Source organism: Devosia oryzisoli, from assembly GCF_014837245.1.
GTDB lineage: Bacteria > Pseudomonadota > Alphaproteobacteria > Rhizobiales > Devosiaceae > Devosia > Devosia oryzisoli.
This window is the reverse complement of the sequence record NZ_JACYFU010000002.1, coordinates 172,603-190,820: the sequence shown is the minus strand read 5'-3', so window position 1 is coordinate 190,820 and position 18,218 is coordinate 172,603. Positions and strand designations below refer to the sequence as shown.

The 18,218-nt window shown below is 63.3% G+C and carries 10 protein-coding genes; 4 read left to right on the top strand and 6 right to left on the bottom strand.

Going from position 1 to position 18,218, the window contains the following annotated elements:
• Positions 1-39: 39 nt before the first annotated feature.
• Positions 40-2,919, top strand: a complete 2,880-nt coding sequence (locus tag IC608_RS07485; protein ID WP_191774124.1) for a bifunctional [glutamine synthetase] adenylyltransferase/[glutamine synthetase]-adenylyl-L-tyrosine phosphorylase — start codon at positions 40-42, stop codon at positions 2,917-2,919.
• A gap of 6 nt (positions 2,920-2,925) precedes the next feature.
• On the opposite strand, the gene IC608_RS07480 is transcribed toward IC608_RS07485, so the two are convergent.
• The 3 genes from IC608_RS07480 to IC608_RS07470 all read right to left on the bottom strand — a co-directional run bounded on the left by IC608_RS07480 (position 2,926) and on the right by IC608_RS07470 (position 7,723).
• Positions 2,926-4,461, bottom strand: coding sequence for a sensor histidine kinase (locus tag IC608_RS07480; protein WP_191774122.1), 1,536 nt, complete (start codon positions 4,459-4,461; stop codon positions 2,926-2,928).
• A 388-nt stretch (positions 4,462-4,849) separates the two neighbouring features.
• Positions 4,850-7,486, bottom strand: a complete 2,637-nt coding sequence (gene pepN / locus IC608_RS07475; protein ID WP_191774121.1) for an aminopeptidase N — start codon at positions 7,484-7,486, stop codon at positions 4,850-4,852.
• 12 nt (positions 7,487-7,498) lie between these two features.
• Complete coding sequence (locus tag IC608_RS07470) at positions 7,499-7,723, bottom strand: hypothetical protein (RefSeq protein WP_191774119.1); 225 nt, start codon at positions 7,721-7,723, stop codon at positions 7,499-7,501.
• Between the two features lie 72 nt (positions 7,724-7,795).
• On the opposite strand from IC608_RS07470, the gene IC608_RS07465 reads away from it, so the two are divergent.
• Entirely contained in the window at positions 7,796-9,646 is a 1,851-nt protein-coding gene (locus IC608_RS07465) for an ABC transporter ATP-binding protein (RefSeq protein WP_191775401.1), read from the top strand.
• A gap of 35 nt (positions 9,647-9,681) precedes the next feature.
• On the opposite strand, the gene IC608_RS07460 is transcribed toward IC608_RS07465, so the two are convergent.
• The gene (locus IC608_RS07460) at positions 9,682-11,661 is read right to left on the bottom strand and encodes an EAL domain-containing protein (RefSeq protein ID WP_191774117.1); all 1,980 of its coding nucleotides are present in this window, start codon (positions 11,659-11,661) and stop codon (positions 9,682-9,684) included.
• A gap of 233 nt (positions 11,662-11,894) precedes the next feature.
• On the opposite strand from IC608_RS07460, the gene IC608_RS07455 reads away from it, so the two are divergent.
• The gene (locus IC608_RS07455) at positions 11,895-14,414 is read left to right on the top strand and encodes a beta-mannosidase (protein WP_191774115.1); all 2,520 of its coding nucleotides are present in this window, start codon (positions 11,895-11,897) and stop codon (positions 14,412-14,414) included.
• Positions 14,415-14,556: 142 nt separating this feature from the next.
• Positions 14,557-15,471: a DMT family transporter gene (locus IC608_RS07450; protein WP_191774113.1), complete on the top strand. Its 915-nt coding sequence runs from the start codon at positions 14,557-14,559 to the stop codon at positions 15,469-15,471.
• Here IC608_RS07450 and IC608_RS07445 read toward each other — a convergent pair.
• Positions 15,468-16,754 carry an NAD(P)/FAD-dependent oxidoreductase gene (locus IC608_RS07445; protein WP_191774111.1) on the bottom strand — a complete coding sequence of 429 codons (1,287 nt, stop codon included), beginning with the start codon at positions 16,752-16,754 and terminating at the stop codon, positions 15,468-15,470. The genes IC608_RS07450 and IC608_RS07445 overlap by 4 nt on opposite strands.
• 47 nt (positions 16,755-16,801) lie before the next feature.
• Positions 16,802-18,178, bottom strand: a complete 1,377-nt coding sequence (locus IC608_RS07440) for an FGGY-family carbohydrate kinase (protein ID WP_191774110.1) — start codon at positions 18,176-18,178, stop codon at positions 16,802-16,804.
• Between the last annotated feature and the right edge of the window lie 40 nt (positions 18,179-18,218).

Below are 18,218 nucleotides of genomic sequence, written 5' to 3'. Positions count from 1 at the left end.
CGCCTTGCTCGCGAGAAGGGCGCAGGTTATGCCTCCGAAATGAGCATCTCCCTTTCTCCCCTGCCGCCCGACGATCACCGTGCCTTCGATGCGCTTCTGGCGGAGTTGCCGGAGGAACAGGCGGCGGTCCTGAGATCGGCCTCGGGGACTCTTGCACCCCTGCTGGGGTCTGCTCCCTACCTGCTCGACCTCACCCGCAAACATGCGGCGTGGCTAGCTAAGACGCTAGAGGATGATGCCGACGACGCGTTAAACTCTCTCCTGGCGATGGTGAGGGAGACCGGCCGGCACGCCGATGAGGGCGAGGTGGCGCGTACATTGCGCATTGCCAAGGGTCGCACCGCACTTCTTGCCGCGATCGCCGAAACCGGCGACGCCTGGACAACGGCCCGGGCCACGGAAGCCTTGTCGGATCTCGCCGACGCAGCGCTCGAAGCCGCGCTTGATTTTCTGATGCGCCAGGCCTTCGCCGCCGGGCGGTTGGCCATCCCCGAGAGTGAGGCTACGGCGGCCAATTCGGGACTCGCCCTCTTCGCACTGGGCAAGCATGGCGGGCGCGAGCTCAACTATTCATCCGACATCGACATCGTCGCCTTCTTCGATCCGGAGCGGGGGGTGCTCAAAGAGCCCGAGGAGGCGACCAAGATCTATTCCCGCATGGTTCAGAAGCTTGTCGGCCTGATGGAGGAGCGGCAGGCATTCGGCTATGTCTTCCGCACCGACCTGCGCTTGCGCCCTGATCCGGGCTCGACCCCTGTGGCGCTGTCGGTGGACGCGGCGCTGGCCTACTACGAGGTGCGCGGCCAGAACTGGGAACGCGCTGCCTGGATCAAGGCGCGCCCCTGCGCTGGCGACAAGGCGGTGGGGAAACTTCTCCTGAAAGAGCTGGCGCCCTACGTGTGGCGCAAGCACCTCGACTTTGCGACGATCGCCGACATCCAGGCGATGAAACGCCAGATCAACGTCACCAAGAAGGTGGGGGATATCCGGGTCGAGGGGCACAACGTCAAGCTGGGCCGGGGCGGCATACGGGAAATCGAGTTCTTTGCCCAAACCCAGCAACTGATCGCCGGCGGGCGCGACCCGGCGCTGCGCGTTCGGCCAACGGGAGAGGCCCTTGCTGCTCTTGCGGAAGGCAACTGGATCAGCCGCGAAGCGGCCTCGGAGCTGACTGAAACCTACTGGTACCTGAGGGCCGTCGAGAACCGCCTGCAGATGCTGCGGGACGAACAGACGCACATCATGCCCGATACGCCCGAGGGCGTATCGGTCATCGGGCGGCTGATGGGCGAGCCGGAGCCTGCGCGCTTCGAGCACAGCTATCGCGGCGCGCTGGAGCGGGTGGCGCGCTACTATGGCGAACTCTTCACGGAGGGCGAGTCGCTGGGCGCAGGAGAGGGTAATCTGGTTTTTACCGGCAGCGACGACGACCCCGGCACGCTCGAGACGCTCACCGCGATGGGCTTCGCCGATGCCCACAAGGCCATCGAGACCGTGCGCAAGTGGCACTATGGGAGCTACGGCGCCACGCGGACGTCGGCGGCTCGCGCTCACCTCACCGAACTGTTGCCGGCGCTCCTGATTACGTTTGGCATGGCCGGCAATGCCGACGGTGCCTTGGCCCGTTTCGACGATTTTCTTTCCCGCCTGCCCGCAGGCGTCCAGCTTTTTGCGCTCCTGCGCAATCACGCGCAATTGCGCACGTTGCTCGTGCAGTTTATGTCGTCCGCCCCGCGCATGGCAGAAGCTGTCATTCATCGTGCCCATGTCATGGACGGACTGATCGATCCGGCGTTCGCCGAGGACGTGACGCATCGCGACGTGCTGGTGGGGAAGGTCGATGCCTTCCTGGCAGACGCCTTGTCCTATGAGGATCTCATCGACCGCGCCCGCATCATCGGGCAGGAGCAGAAGTTCCTGGTGGCTGCGGGGCTCCTCTCGGGAACGGTTAGTGCGGCCGGCGCCGGCGAGCAGTTCACGGCCCTCGCCGAAACCCTGCTGCAGCGCCTCTTCGCCAGCGTCCGCACCGAGTTTGCGCGGCGCCACGGGGAAATACCGGGTGCGGAAATCGCCCTGCTAGCCTTCGGAAAGATGGCAAGCCGGGAAATGACCTACACCTCCGATCTCGACTTCATCCTGCTCTACGATGCGCCCGACGTGGAGAGCGATGGGGAGCGGTCGCTGTCGCCATCGCATTACTTCGCGCGGCTGACGCAGCGCCTGCTGGCTGCCGTTTCGGCGCCTACGGCGGAAGGCGTTCTGTATGAAGCGGACATGCGCCTGCGCCCGTCCGGCAACTCCGGCCCGCTCGCGACGAGCCTGACGGGGTTCAACGCCTACCACAAGGACAACGCCTGGACCTGGGAGCATCTGGCCTTGAGCCGGGCGCGCGTTGTGGCAGCGACCGGGAACATGGCCGCCAAGGTGGACGCGGCCATCGGGGAGGTGATGTCGCGCGTGCGCGACCCGGCAAAAGTTGTCGAGGATGTGGTGTCCATGCGTGCGCTGATGGCCCGGGAGCGTAAGCCGCGGCACCCGTTTGACTTAAAACTGGCCAATGGTGGACTTGTGGATCTGGAGTTCATCGCCCAGTCCGCGCAGTTGGTCGCGGGGACCCAGGTGCGGCTGCCACAGGCGCAAACCGCCGCCGTCCTGGCTCGTCTGGGGGAACTGGGGCTGGTACCGGAGGGGCAGCGGCTCGCCGAAATCCACGGCCTCTATTCGACAGCGCTGCAGGTCATGAGTTCCGCGCTCATCAGCCCGTTCAAGGATGAGGCGTGGACGCCGGCCTTCAAGGACCTTCTGGCCCATCTGGCGCACTATCCCGATTTCGGGCGGCTCGAACTCGACATTGCGCAAATGCAGGGCGAAGTCGAAGCCGCTGCCAGTCACTGGTACGAAAAGGCGGCAGCGCTTTAGCCTCGCTTATTCCGCTGCGACCGTGTCGCCGATCATGCTCTCGAGCGGCAACGAGATGGCAACCGTCGTGCCGATCCCGGGGGTGGAATCGATGGCAAGGTGCCCGCCACTCGAGCCGGCAATGGCCCGCGCTATGGAGATGCCCAGGCCCTGTCCCACGCCCTCGCGGGTGAAGGTCGCGTCTCCCAGCACGAAGGGCTGGCTGAGGCTGGAGAGGCGTTCGTCGTCCATGCCGATGCCCGTGTCGCTGACTTCGATGACCACTCCATCATCTGCCGCGAAGGTCGCCAGGCGAATTTCACCGCCCCTGGGCGTAAAGCGGATGGAGTTTTCGATGATGTTTCCGATCATGCGGGCAAAGCCGAGCCGGTCCCCCCGCACTACGGCCCCGCAGCCGATGCCGAGGTCCATGCGGACGCCGGCCCGCTTGATCTGGGCCTGATACTTGCGCGCAATATCAGACACGAGGCTATCGATGGCCACCGGGTCCTGCCGCAGGGCCCTCTGCCCGCTTTCAAGCTCGGCCAGTTCCAGGATCGTGGCGAACGAGGCGAGCAAATGTTCACCCGAGGCCTGGATCGTCTGGACGTACTCGACATAGCGCGGGTCGCCGAGCGGGCCATAGGTCTGGTGCTTCATCAATTCGGCAAAGCCGATGATATGGTTGAGCGGCGTCCGGACATCGTGGCTGAGATGGGCGAGAAACGCTGTCTTGGACCGGCTCGCCGCTTCGGCCTTGAGTTTTTCCTCGTGGTAGCGGCGGGCCAGCAGGCGCTGTTCTTCGCGTATGGCATCAATTAGCGCATCGGCACGCTTCTGCTCGGTGACATCGGAGACCAGCGTCATGAAGCCGCCATCGGCGAGGGGTCGCTCGTCGATCAGGAGCACGGCGCCATCCTCGCGATGCAGTTCCAGCACGCGATTGTTGTCGTCCTCGCGCAGAAGCTTCATGTAGCCGCCGGCGATCAGGCGCGAGACGGCGGCGTGGTAGGTAATGCGGCTCTTGTCCAGGTTGAGCCGGTCGCGATAGCGGTCATTGCACACGATCAGTTCACCCGCCTTTGTCCAGCAGGCGAGGCCGAGCGGCACGGCCGCAGCAAGGGTGCGGTAGTTGTCGCGTTGCAGCCGGTCAGGCATGCCCGACTTGCGGCGGCGGCGAATGCTGGCGAGTGACATGCATGTGGCCAGCAGGAGGGCGGCTGCGCTGCGCGTCCCTAGCCCCGCCAAGGCACCGGTATCGTGGAAATCCACGGTCAAGACGCCGTGTGAACCGGCTTTGAAGCGCCTCGAGAAGAGGCTCTCGCTGATGGTGCCGTCATCGATGCCGACCCGCCGGACCTGCGTGAAGCGCGCCGCCTCTTGCGTCAATGCCGCTGGCAATTCCGAGGCCGGCTGCTTAGCGGCGTCCTGGGCGATGATATTGCCGATGAGCGAGAACTCACGGCCGATTTCAGCCAGCGAGTGGCCGGTGTCGTAGGCGATGAAGAGAAGTGCGCACGCGAAGGCCGTGACGGTTACCGCGAGAGTGATGGGGGAAGCCAAGGCTTTCAGTCGCGCCGCGGGAGAAAGGGCGCCGGCGGCTTTGCACCGCGGTGGTCGATCTTCTGTGCCAGCGCGGAATCCTACGGCGCCGGCGTCGGATGCCCCCGACGACCGCATAAATTTCTCCTTGTAGAAGAGGGGGTTAGCCCCAACCCCGATTTGCCCTTAACAAGTTATGAATCAGCTACGGGCCGGTTGTCCAGCGGTCAGTATTGGCTGTTTCCGGGTCGATCTCGAAAACGCGAGTCTGCTGAATCACTTAGGCAGAAAGAAAAATTCTTCCACCTTCGGAGCCCGGGAATTGCTGCGGCTCCGGACGCTGCGAAGCGGGGTGAGTTCGCCTTGGGGAACGGCGGCGAGTTGAAGGCAACCCGCCGCCGCGAAGATCCTAATTGCCCAATATGCGATCGATAATGTCGCTGCTGTTTCGGCTCAGTTTGTGCTGCGCGCGAAGAGCCTCAAGGGCGCTTCGTCCCGCCGCCTGACGGGCGCTTTCGAGGCTCGGCAGAGTCCGGAACCCCGTCAGGATCCGCGAGGCAACCTGTGGGTTCACCTTGTCGATCTCTGCGACTGCTTCCGTCACCATCGCATAGCCTGCCCCATCGGCACGGGCGAACTGGACCGGATTGCTCATGACGAAGCTGGCCAGCAGCGAGCGGAGACGATTTGGGTTGGTGCGCGGGAAGTCAGGAGCGGCCAGTGTGGCCCTGATGCGTTCGACGACGCCGTCGTCAGGTGCCTGCGCCGAAGCCGTCAGCCATTTGTCGAATACGAGGGGATCACCGGCAAAGCGCGTCCGGAAGTCGCCAAGCAGGGCTGGGGCCTCGCCGGTCCAGTTGTGAGCCGAAATGGCCATGGCAGCATACCGGTCCGTCATGTTGCTCGCTGTTTCGTATTGCCGCGCCGCTAGTTGCCCGCCCGTTTCCGTTCCGGCCACGAGGAGCGACAGCAAGCCGTTGCGCAAGGAGCGGCGGCCGGCTTGCGCGGCATCGGGGCTATAGGGGTCGGAGATCGTCAGCTCCTCGTAGCGGCGCTCGAGTGCCGCACCGACCGGGGCCACGAGTTCCCGGATCATCTGCCGCCTGGCCCTGGCAACCGCGTCCGGGTCGACGTTCTCTCCGATCTGCCGGGCAATGACGCCTTCCCCAGGCAGGCTGATGGCCTGCGCCTTGAACGCATCATCCAGTGACGGGTCCTGGACGGTTTCGACCAGGGCGTCGCGCAGCGCATCGACGGCGTCCCCGGTCCAGGCCCGACCCTGGGCGCCCTCGGACAGCAGGCGGGTCGCGGCGGTCTGCAATGCGTCCCAGCGGTTGAATGGGTCGCTGTCGTGCCGTGCCAGGAACAGAAGCGTCTCGAGGTCCATGTTCGAGACAACACGAACCGGTGCAGAAAAGCCGCGGAACAACGACGGCACCGGCTTGTTAGCGACCCCTGTGAAGGTCAGCGTCACGCTCTCTTCATCAAGAACGATGACATCCTCCTGCACGGTGCCACCGCTGACGCCGCTCCAGCCCATCGGGCTCCCGTTCGGCCCGACAAGTCCAAAGCGCACCGGGATGACGAAGGGCGGCTTGTCCGGCTGATTGGGAGTCGGCTTAGTCTTCTGGCTCAGGTTCAGGCGATAGGTCTGCGTGGCGCTGTCATACTCGTCGGAAACCGTGACTTCGGGTGTGCCAGCCTGCAGGTACCATTGCGCGAACTGGGCAAGGTCGACCCCGTTTGCGTCTTCGAACACCTTGATAAAGGCCTCGATGGTCGTCGCGTCGCCGTCATGCCGCTCGAAATAGAGATCCATCCCTTTGCGGAAGCCCGCTTCGCCGAGCAGCGTTGAGAGCATGCGGACAATCTCCGAGCCCTTCTCGTAGACCGTGGTCGTATAGAAGTTGTTGATCTCCCGATAGCGATCCGGCCGGGGCGGGTGGGCCAGCGGGCCGCCATCCTCGGGGAACTGCAGGGTGCGCAGGTTCTGCACGTCGTGAATGCGCTGCACCGGACGGCTGCGCTCGTCGGAGGAAAACTCCTGATCGCGGTAGACTGTCAGACCCTCCTTAAGGCACAGCTGAAACCAGTCGCGACAGGTGATGCGGTCGCCCGTCCAGTTGTGGAAGTACTCGTGCGCGATTACGCGCTCGATATTGCCGTAGTTGGCATCGCTGGCCGTTTCGGGAGAAGCGAACACCAGCTTGTCGTTGAAGATGTTGAGTCCCTTGTTCTCCATGGCCCCGAAGTTGAAGTCGGAGACGGCGACGATGTTGAAGACGTCGAGATCATATTCCCGGCCGAAACGACGCTCGTCCCAGGCCATGGAGCGCTTGAGGCTGTCCATGGCGTAGAGGCACTCGCTCTCCTTGCCGTGGGTGCAGTAGATGGCGAGATCAACCTTCCGGCCACTCATGGTGGTGAAGCTGTCGGTGATCGATCCGAGATTACCGGCGACCAAGGCGAAGAGGTAGGACGGCTTAGGGAAGGGGTCTTCCCAGAGGGCAAAATGCAGCCCGTCGCCGGCATCTCCCTTGTCGATCAGATTGCCATTCGACAAGAGGACTGGTGCGACAGCCAGCGGGGCCGTGATGCGGACCTTGAAGGGCGCAAGGATATCCGGACGGTCCAAGTAATAGGTGATGCGGCGGAAGCCTTCCGGCTCGCACTGGGTGCACCAGGTGCCGCCCGAGCGGTAGAGTCCCATAAGCTTCTTGTTCGCTGCAGGGTCGAGGAAGACTTCCGTCTCGAGCACGAAGCGGCGATGCGGCGGTTCGACCAGGGTCAACCCGTTTTCGTCGGCGAGATAGGCCGAAAGCACGAGCGGCAGGCCGTCAATGGCAATGCTGTCGAGTGTCAGGCCATCGCCGTCCAGCACCAACGGTGTCCCAGGTTCCGTCTCCGGCCGCGGCTCGATCGTCAGTTGGGCGCGGACGCGGGTCTTTTCCTCGAGGATCTTGAAATCGAGCTCTACTGTCACAATCCGGTAGGGCGTCGGCGCATAGTCCTTAAGGTAGATCGTGTGTTCGGTCTCTGTGCGCATGGAGCGATCCAGTTATGTCTGCGGCTGGAAGTTGTGGCCATCTTGCAATAGCCGACTCGGGAACTTCATGTATTCTATGCGGCTCCTGGCTGCATAGCCCATCTCTTCATCCGCAAATGAGACGGTATTGGGGAATTGGGCGTTGCAGCCATCGGCACGCCGCTCCTCTGCACCAATTGCGGGTGTATCGAGCGCCGGACTCACGATTTTACGCAGTCTTCCGTCGGCGGCATCCACGCGTCGGCCCCGATGGGCCGGATGCCATCGCGCTGGTGCGGGACTGCCTTTGACACGAAGTGGTACTTGAACATGTTGCGTTGGTTCGAAAAGCGGCTCGATCCCTATCCGGTCGGTGAACCCGAGGAGCCGCCCAAAGGCCTCCTGGCCTTCTGCCTCCACTATAGCCACGGCGCCAAGCGCTGGCTGGCGCTGATGTCGGCCGCCGCCGCTGGCGTCGCGATCGGCGAGATCGTCGTCTTCGGCTTTATCGGGGATGTCGTGAACTGGCTGGCCGGGGCCAACCGCGAGACGTTCCTGCAGACGGACGGCTGGAGACTGGCGCTGATGGGCGCCATGGTGGTGTTCGTCTTGCCTGCCATCGCGCTGGTCTCGACACTGACCATGCATCAGACGCTGCTGGGCAACTTCCCCCAGCGCATCCGCTGGATGAGCCACCGGTACCTGATCCGTCAGTCGATGAGCTACTTCCAGGACGAGTTTGCCGGCCGCATCGGCGCCAAGCTGATGCAGACCTCGCTCGCCGTGCGCGAGGTGGTGATGAAGCTGCTCGACATGCTTGTCTATGTCGTCGTCTACTTCACCGGCGCGGTCATCCTGGCCGCTTCAGCGGACTGGCGCCTGGCGATCCCGTTCCTGGTCTGGCTCGTCGCCTATGTGTCGATGATGGTCTACTTCATCCCGCGCATGGGCAAGATTTCCCAGGCGCAGGCCGACGCGCGCTCCATGATGACCGGCCGCATCGTCGACAGCTATACCAACATCGCCACGGTGAAGCTGTTCTCGCACTCGAACCGCGAGGAGACCTACGCCAAGGAGGCGATGGATGATTTTCTCGGCACCGTCTACCGGCAGATGCGGCTGTTCACCGTGCTCAACATGCTGGTCCTCTGGTCCAATGCCCTGTTGCTGTTCGGCGTTGGTGCCATCGGCATCTGGCTCTGGATGGGCGGCCTCATGAGCCCCGGGGCCATCGCCGTTTCGCTGGGCCTCGTGATGCGCTTCCAAGGCATGAGCCAGTGGGTGATGTGGGAGATGTCGTCGCTGTTCGAGAATATCGGCACCGTCAAGGACGGTATTTCCTCGATCTCGCTGCCGCGCGTCGTCACCGACAGGCCGGACGCCAAGCGGCTGCCGCAAGTGCAGGGCGATATCCGGTTCGACAAGGTGAGCTTTCACTATGGAAAGTCCTCGGGCGTCATTGACAATCTCGATCTGCACATTCGCCCTGGCGAGAAGATCGGCCTCGTCGGCCGCTCCGGCGCCGGAAAGTCGACCATCGTCAACCTGCTACTGCGCTTCTATGACCGGCAGGGTGGCCGCATTCTGATCGATGGCGAGGATATCGCCGGCGTCACCCAGGATAGCCTGCGGGCCAATATCGGCGTCGTCACGCAGGACACGTCCCTGTTGCACCGTTCCGTGCGGGACAACATTCTCTACGGCCGCCCAGATGCGACCGAGGCGATGATGCGTGCTGCCGCCGAGCAGGCGGAAGCGTCCGACTTCATCGAGACGCTGACCGATCCAAAGGGCCGCAAGGGATATGATGCCCATGTCGGCGAGCGGGGCGTAAAACTCTCGGGTGGCCAACGGCAGCGTATCGCCATTGCTCGCGTCCTGCTCAAGAACGCCCCGATACTGGTGCTCGACGAGGCGACGTCCGCCCTGGATTCCGAGGTGGAGGCGGCAATCCAGAGCCAACTCGTCCGCTTGATGGAAGGCAAGACCGTGATTGCCATCGCCCATCGGCTCTCCACCATCGCCATGATGGATCGGTTGGTTGTGCTCGATAAGGGGCGGATCGTTGAGCAGGGGAGCCACGCGCAACTGGTGGATTCCGGCGGCATCTACAGCCAGCTCTGGCACCGGCAGTCCGGTGGCTTCATCGACGCGGACCAGCCCGAAGAGGCGGCACAATAGAGTCATGAGAGGCGCGGCCTAGGCCGCGCTTTTTCCTATCCTGCTACGCCCATCATGTGGTCGCGTCTGGCGCTGTGAACATAGCTGTCTTCTGCCTTGAGGTGGTCGAGGGCGGCTTGAGGGGTCATCGGGCGGCCGAACAGATAGCCCTGCATCACCGTTCCACCGAGGCCAATCAGGCCATCGAGTTGCTCCTCCGTCTCAATGCCTTCGAAGACGCAGGATATCCCGAGGTTTCGGCAAAGGTCGATCACCGTCTTGATGATGGCGCGGCTAGCCGTGTCAGTGGTGACTTCGGCCACAAAGCTCCGGTCGATCTTGATGCGATGCAGCGGCAGCTTCTGCACGTGGGTGAGGCTGGAATGGCCGGTGCCGAAGTCATCGAGGGCAATTCGGGCGCCCAGTCCCAGGAGGGCCAGCAGCGATTGGTTCGCCTGGGCCAGATCCCGCATCAGCGCCGTTTCCGTGATCTCGAAGTCGATCCGGCACGGCCCCGCATGCTCACGCACCAGCGATACGATGCCGTCGATGGCGCTTGGGGAGCCGATGTCGTTGGCGGAGAGATTGACGGACACGCGCAGAGGCCGGGGCAGGGTGGCGGTCACAGTCAACGCCTTGCGCAGGATCGTCTGGGTGATCCTCGTGATCTGCCCGGTCCGCTCCGCCATCGGCACGAATTCCGCCGGCGAGACTTCGCCCAGAACAGGGCTGCGCCAACGCGCCAAGACTTCGAAGCCCGTGGTTTGCCCCTGCGAAATATCGAACTGGGGCTGCAGGAGGATGTGTATCTCCTGTTCGAGGTCGGCGGTGTGCAGAAGGTGCTCCATTTGCCGAACACGACGAATTTCGAGGGCGTGTTCGCAGCCAAAGATCACAGCACTTCCCTGGGCCTCGCGTTTAGCGACCGAAGTTGCGTAGTCGGCACGGTCGTAAAGGGCAGCTGCTGTATCACCTGCCTCTGCCACGGCAAGGCCAAGCGAGGTCGAGAGGCGGATCACCCCTGCCGGCACGTCGAATGCCTTGTGCAGCGCATGCCCGATCATGGCACTTGTCTTGTTCAGCGCCACTGGAGTGACGTCGCCGCGCAGCACGAGGCCGAACCGGTTTCCCTCAAGACGCGCCACGAAGCTGTCCGGCCGCCGCAGCTTTTCCAGCCGGTGTCCCATTTCGACGATGACGCTGTCACCGGCCAACTGTCCGAAGATCTGGTTGATGGACTTGAAGCGGTCGATGTCGGCGATCGCAACGGCCACTCCAGCGCCCCCCGCGGCTTCCTCCGCAAGGGCATGCGTCAGAAAGAGCTCGAAGCTGCGCTGGTTGGGCAGACCGGTCAGGGCATCGGTGCTGGCCAGCCGGACGTTCTCCGTCAGCAGCCTCTGTGCCTCTGCCTGGCGCCTCGCCATTTCGGCCCGCGAGGCCACGAGTTCGGCGAAGTCCGAATTGTTGGCAACGAGAATGTAGCCGAGCCCTGCAACCACCAGCACCATGTTGATGGCAATGGCCACCAGCGTCTGTTGGCCGGAAATGGCAAAGAACGCGGAGAACGGCAGCAGGGCAACCACGCCAACGAGGAAGGCCGCCGCCCGGACATGCATGAGGCAAAACATGCAGCCGATGGTTGTAACGCCCATGTAGAAGGCGACGTGGGACTGCATGTAGGCGTCGCCATAGCCATAGAGGCTGAGGCTCCAGGCGGTGAAGCCGACCGCCAGAGTGCCAGCGATCCAGATTGGGCCCCGAAGGGCACGCAGAGCCTGGTGTGCAGACACCGGCGCGTTGCGGCCGCGCAACCACACCGAGGTTCTCACAATGCCAACGACCGTGAGCGTCGAAGGGATGTAGAGGGTAAGGAATCGCGGCGCTCTTCCGAAGTGGGTGAGGGCCAGCACCCAGGTGTTCGCCAGCAGCATAATGTAGAGCAGCGGAATCTGCCGGCTGAGCGCATTCCACTGCGCCAGGGCGAGTTCGGGCGTGTCTGGTGGCTTGAACACTATGCGAAAGATGCGCCGGATCACGGGTTGCTCTCTTGTCGAACTGAAAAAGAGCCTAGGATCAAATTTCCTAACACAAGGAAAAGGCCGGAGGCCGTCTTGCAGCCTTTGCACATGCCGCAACTGCAACGATGCAAATTTACGATGAAACTGGAGCGGCAACCCATTGGAACGCAGGCTGACTCTCGCTAGAACATCCTTGAAATCGATTGCGCTCCAGACCCTGCCAATCCGCAACCCTCCTGCGAGAAATGCTCATGCCTGTGCCAGCCAACTACACATCCCTCGATCTTTCGGGTCAGTATGCGCTCACCGCGCCCGGGCGGCAGATCGCGACCAGCATTTCCCTGCCGGGGGACGTCCACGGTGCCCTTCTCGCCGCCGATCTGATCCCCGATCCTTATTTCGGCGAGAACGAGAAGCTGGTGATGTGGGTGAACGAGACGGCCTGGACGATGGAGCGGCGCTTCGAAGCGAGCGCCGCCGACATCGATGGCTACCTCACGCTGACGCTGTCGGAGGTGGACTGCATCGCAACCATCTTCCTCAACGGCGAGGAGGTGGCCCGAACCGACAACAGCTTTGTTCGCAACGACATTGATGTGACCGGCAAGGTACGAGCGGGCGAGAACACGCTGCGGATCGAATTCGCGATCGCGCCCGATGTCGCCAAGGCGCGGGCAGATGCCCATCCCTTCCCCATCCCGTTCACCAAGAACTATCAGACCAACGGCCTCAAGGGCATCCACATGAACTTCATCCGCAAGGCCGCGTGCCATGCGGGGTGGGATTGGGGCATCTGCACCATGCCGATCGGGATCTACGGGACGATGAGCCTGCGCAAGTCGCGCCTGGCGCGACAGGAGAGTGTCCAGATCGACCAGGTGCATGGCAACAACGCCGTCGAACTGGCGATCAAGACTCGCGTTTTCGCCTTCGCTCAAGGTGAGGTAGAGCTTGAGCATAGCATCGACGGCCAGGTCATCACCGATAAGGTCGTGGTGCAAAAGGGCGAGAATGTCTTCACCCACAACGTCACCATTCGCAACCCGCGGATTTGGTGGCCGGCCGGCCAGGGCGAACAGCCGCTCTACGAACTGACCACCAACCTTGAGGGCGAAGTCACCCGGCGCAAAGTCGGTTTGCGCAGGCTCGAATGGGTCGTCGAGAAGGATGAGATCGACCACACGTTCAAGTGCCGCGTCAACGGCCGCGACATGACGATGATGGGCGCCAACTGGATCCCCGCCGACGCCATTCCGAGCCGCATCACGCCGGCCATCATCCGGGACCTGCTGGAGAGCGCCAAGGCCGCCAACATGAATATGCTCCGCATCTGGGGCGGCGGGCAGTACGAGCCGGACTATTTCTACGATCTGTGCGACGAACTGGGCATCCTGCTTTGGCACGATTTCATGTTCTCGTGCATGAGCTATCCCTCCAATCGCGAGTTCCTCAAGAACGTCGAGCTGGAGATCACCCAGCAGGTGCGACGGCTCTCGCATCACGCCTCGATCGCCCTCTGGTGCGGCGACAACGAGGTGATCGGCTCGCTTGACTGGTACCCCGAGACGCGCGCCGACAAGGAGCGCTACATCGCCAATTACGACCGGCTGAACTCAATGCTGCACCGGATTGTCGAGGATGAGGACCCGGCCCGCCGCTTTTGGCCGTCCTCGCCATCCTTGGGCTATATGGATTTCTCCGACGGCTGGCATTCCGACACGCGCGGCGACCTGCACTATTGGGATGTCTGGCATTCAGCCAAGAGCTTTGACGCCTACCGTAGCGTCAACCCGCGCTTTGCCTCCGAATTCGGTTTCCAGTCGTTTACGTCGATGAATGTCATCGAGACCTTTGCCGAGCCCAAGGACCGGAACCCGTCTTCGCCGGTGATGGAGAACCATCAGCGCAATGCTGGCGGCAATGCACGTATCCTCGAGACGATGACGCGGTATTTCCGCTTCCCGCGCGACTTCGAGCAGATGGTCTTCCTCAGCCAGATCCAGCAGGGCCTGGCGATCAAGACCGCCATCGAATACTGGCGTTCGACCAAGCCGCGGTGCATGGGCACCCTCTATTGGCAGATCAACGACATCTGGCCCGTGGCAAGCTGGTCGAGCCTCGACTACGGCGGGCAGTGGAAGCTGATGCACTATATGGCGCGCCGCTTCTTCCTGCCGATCAACCTCGTGGCCGTCCCACAGGTGTCTCAGGTTGAGACCAACTCGCGTGGCACCCCGGTCGAGGGACAGATGCCGGACCAGATCCTGCTCAGGGCCATCAACGACACCGGAACGTCCGCGACCATTGCGCTCGAGGTTCAGGCGGTGAAGGTGTCCGGACCCGTGCGCACCGTCTTTTCAGGCACCTGCGAGGTCGGACCAGACGCAGCAATCACGGCCGCAACGATCGAGGCGGCTGAACTGGCCGAGGATGAGTTCCTCTCCTTCGTCTGGAGCGACTCCCAGAGTACCGTCCTGGGCCAAAATGACTTCTTCCCGAAGCCATATAAGGCGTACGAACTGGTGCAGCCCAACGTCGATGCAAGGTGGTCGGATCGAGACGGTAAGGCGGTATTGACACTGCAAGCGGACGCGCCAGCTTTTTTCACCACGGCGACTGTGGACGCCCCCGGTTACTTCTCCGACAACGCGATCACGCTGCTCCCGGGCCGGCCAGTTGACCTTGTCTTCCATCCCCGCCACGGGGCAACCGTGTCGTCGGCGGATCTGGGTGGCGCGCTCAAGGTCAGCAACCTCGCGCAGACGTTCTGACGCACTGGCCGTCCTCCGACGCGGGGGACGGCACCAAGCGGAACTTCCATACAAGTTTTTCGCCACATGAGGTTGACTTGCTCCGGCGCCTCGCCAACGCTGGGGGCAATGATCGGCCACCTCCCGGCCGAATGGAACGGCAATGTCATCTTCCTTTGTGCCACCCGTCGAGCGGCGGCTCCTCGGCATCGGCCTCGCGCTGGCTGCTTACTTCATGTTCACCGGCATCGACAGCTCGGCCAAATGGCTTGGACTTGTCGGCATTCCGGCGCTGCAGATCGTATTCCTGCGGTACGTGATCCATTTGGGCCTCGTCGCCACCGTCCATCTGCCGCGACATGGATGGGCCATGGCGCAATCCCAGGACATCCGCCTGCAATTCTTCCGCGCGCTGGCCCTTCTGGGCGCTACAGGCTGCAATTTTCTGGCGCTGCAGTACCTCCCGCTGACAGTCACCGGTTCAATCGCCTTCACAGCGCCCCTGTTCATCTCTGCTCTTTCCATTCCCATGCTGGGCGAAACGGTGGGATGGCGGCGCTGGACGGCCATCGGCGTCGGGTTCATCGGGGTTCTGGTGATCGTGCGACCGGGCACCGATGCCTTTCATCCCGCAGCGTTGCTGTGTCTCTTTGCGGCCTTCAGCACGGCGTTCTACATGCTGCTGACGCGCAAGGTTTCGGCCCATGACAGCGCGGCCACCAGCCAGTTCTACGTCGGCATCTTCGCCACCGCGCTTCTGGCCCCCTTCGTGCCGTTCATCTGGGTATGGCCAAGCACCGTGGACGGCTGGATCACCTTTTTCACCGTCGGAATTTTTGGCTTCATTGGCCACCAGTTGATCACGATGGCCTCGGGCTTCGCTCCGGCCTCGGTGCTGGCGCCGTTCGCCTACTTCCAGATCATCTTCTTGGCTGCCTCGAGCTGGCTCATCTTCAATCAGCCGCCTGATCTCTGGCTCTATGTGGGCGCGCCCATCGTGGTCGGCAGCGGCCTCTATATCTGGCTGCGCGAACGCGCCAATGCGCGGCCCTCGCCGCCGGTAATAGCGCCGCGCTAGCCGTCTTCTACCTCATCGAGAGGGGTGTGCGAGGGCGCGCGGCCATGCGTGATCAGTCGCGCGCTGCGTTGGCCGGTGAGGGAAATCCACAGCCAGCTCAACAGCACGAAGATGCGGTTCTTGAGGTCCACCAGAAAGTAGATGTGGGCGACGCCCCATATCCACCAGGCGAACCAGCCGCGGAATTTGGTCCAGCCGAAGTCGATGACGGCCGAGCGCTTGCCGATGGTGGCCAGGCTGCCGGCGTGCTTGTAGCGGAATGGCTCGGGCGCGGCATTGCCGGCGACGCGGGCGGAAATGACCTTTGCCACATAGGCGCCCTGCTGTTTGGCAGCGGGCGCCAGCCCAGGTACCGGGCTTCCATCCGGGTTCTTGATGCTGGCGACGTCGCCGATGACGAAGATGTCAGGTTTGCCGGGCGCCGTGAGATTCGGAGCCACCAGAACACGGCCGGCTTTGTCGGCCTCCGCCCCGATCCATTTCGCGACCGGAGAGGCCGCGACACCCGCCGCCCAGATGACCGTCTTGGCCGGCAGGCGCTGGTCGCCAAATGTCACCCCGTCGGCATCGATGGCCTTCACCATCTGCCCCAGTTCCACATGCACGCCCAGCTGCTGCAGGGATTTGAGGGTGTAGTCAGACAGATCATCGTCAAAGTTGGACAGCACCCGGTCTCCCCCCTCGATCAGGACAACACGCAGATCATCCGGCCTGATGGCCCGAAACTGGTCTTGGATGCTCGCTCGTCCCAGTTCTATCATCGAGCCAGCCATCTCCACGCCAGTGGGACCAGCACCGATGATGGCGAAGGTCAGGAGAGCCTCGCGCTTCTCAGGGTCCGGCTCCCGCTCCGCGGCCTCCAGCGCGAGAAGGAGCTTGCGGCGAATGCCAATGGCGTCCTCGAGTGTCTTGAGACCCGGTGCAAATTGCTCCCATTCATCGTGCCCGAAATAGGCATGCTGCGCCCCCGTAGCGAGGACCAAGGTGTCGTACGGCACGCGCGTCTGGTCTTCGAGCAGCACCTCCTTGGCGGCCGGGTCGACGTCCGTGACGGTCGCCATGATGATCCGGACGTTCCTCTGACGGCGCAGGATGTGGCGCAGGGGCCAGGCAATCTCGGAGGGGCTGAGCGAGGCCGTGGCAACCTGATAGAGCAGGGGCTGGAAGAGGTGGTGGTTGCGCCGGTCGAGAAGCGTGATGTCGACATCGGCATCGGCAAGGCCGCGAACGACGTCAAGCCCAGCAAATCCGCCGCCGACAACCACGACTCGATGTGCACCCATCTGTTGGCCCTTCCGCCTTACATCAACCCAGCGGAAGAAGCCGCCACTCAGGGCCTTGCAGCGCGCTGCAGCCACCGTTGTGCGTACGCCTCAAGACCATCTGCCTGCAGAGGCTCCACAACGGCCTCCGCACTGTGTGCTCCGCCCGCTCCGGGGAACAATAGGCTGGCGCCAAGGCTGGTTCCGGTTCCGTCCGCCGAGGTCGATACAAGCACGCCCAGGAGCTGCGCCAGCGCCGAGACGAAGAGCCGGTTCCGGGCCAGCGGCCCCTCGATGACCACGCGCTTGCCGAGTCCGCACAAGCTCAGGCATTCGCGCGTCATCAGGGCGAGATAGAAAGACGCCGCGGCGGTCCGCATCCCATCCGGAAGGTTCTCGGGGTCGACCGTCCAACTGGCCCGGCGCGCTCCGAACGGACCAACCCCCGGAACGACGCTGGGCAAGGCCTGAACATCAGCGGCCAGCACCTGCTCGATGTCGGCGGCACTCGGCTCGGCAATCCCCGGCACCAGGGTATCGAACTCGCGCCCCCCCATGAAGCGTGCCGTCGGTACCGGGCGCCCGAAGGCGTCCACATTGGCGAGGCTGTCGCGCTGTGGGTCAAGCTTGGAGGTGCCGCCGCCAATGGTCATGACAATCGTCCACGTGCCTGACGAGACGACCGAGAGTGGCGTCTCGCCCTCCTGCAGATGCGGCAGGAGCGAAGCATTTGAATCATGGATGCCGCAGGTGACCGGCGTCTCCCGTGGCAGTCCGGTCCGCTCCGCAACAGCCTCCGTCACCCGGCCAAGGATGGAATTGGCGGGACGGATGGGCGGGAACAGCTGGCGCCACCCCATCTCGTCCACGAGGTGCGAATAGTCGCTGCGGTCGGGACTCCAGAGATCGGTATGACAGCCAAGCGAAGTGACTTCGCTGGCCAGTTGTCCTGTCAGCCGCCAGGCCCAATACTGCGGATAGGACAGAATGGCCGTTGCTCGGGCGAAGGCCCCCGGAAACTCCCGCGCCTGCCAAAACAGTTGTGCGCCCAGATTGAGACCATTTGGCAATCGCGGCGACAGCGTGTGCGCGAAATCGGGGCGAACCCGCGCATAGGCATCGGCAGATGTTTCGGGCCCCTGATGCTCATAGTCGAGGACCGGCAGCACAAGGTCGTTCCCATCGATGAGCGCGGCCGTGGCGCCGTGCGTGGTGATGGAAATCCCTTCGACGCCGTGCCGGGCGTGCAAGCGCTTGAGGCTGTCGCAAATGAAGGCCCAAAGCGCCTCCACGTCCGCGTGAGGGTAGGGTCCAACTCTGCGGACCGCGTTAGGCGTCGTCAACACATCCAGTTGCCGTCCCGTGCGGGCGTCGAACAGGACAACCTTGGCGTTCGTCTTGCCGATGTCGATGACGGCGATGTGGCGGGGCAGAGGGGTGGGCATGGCGCGCGTCCACAGTAGGGGATGAGCCCCCATACAGGAT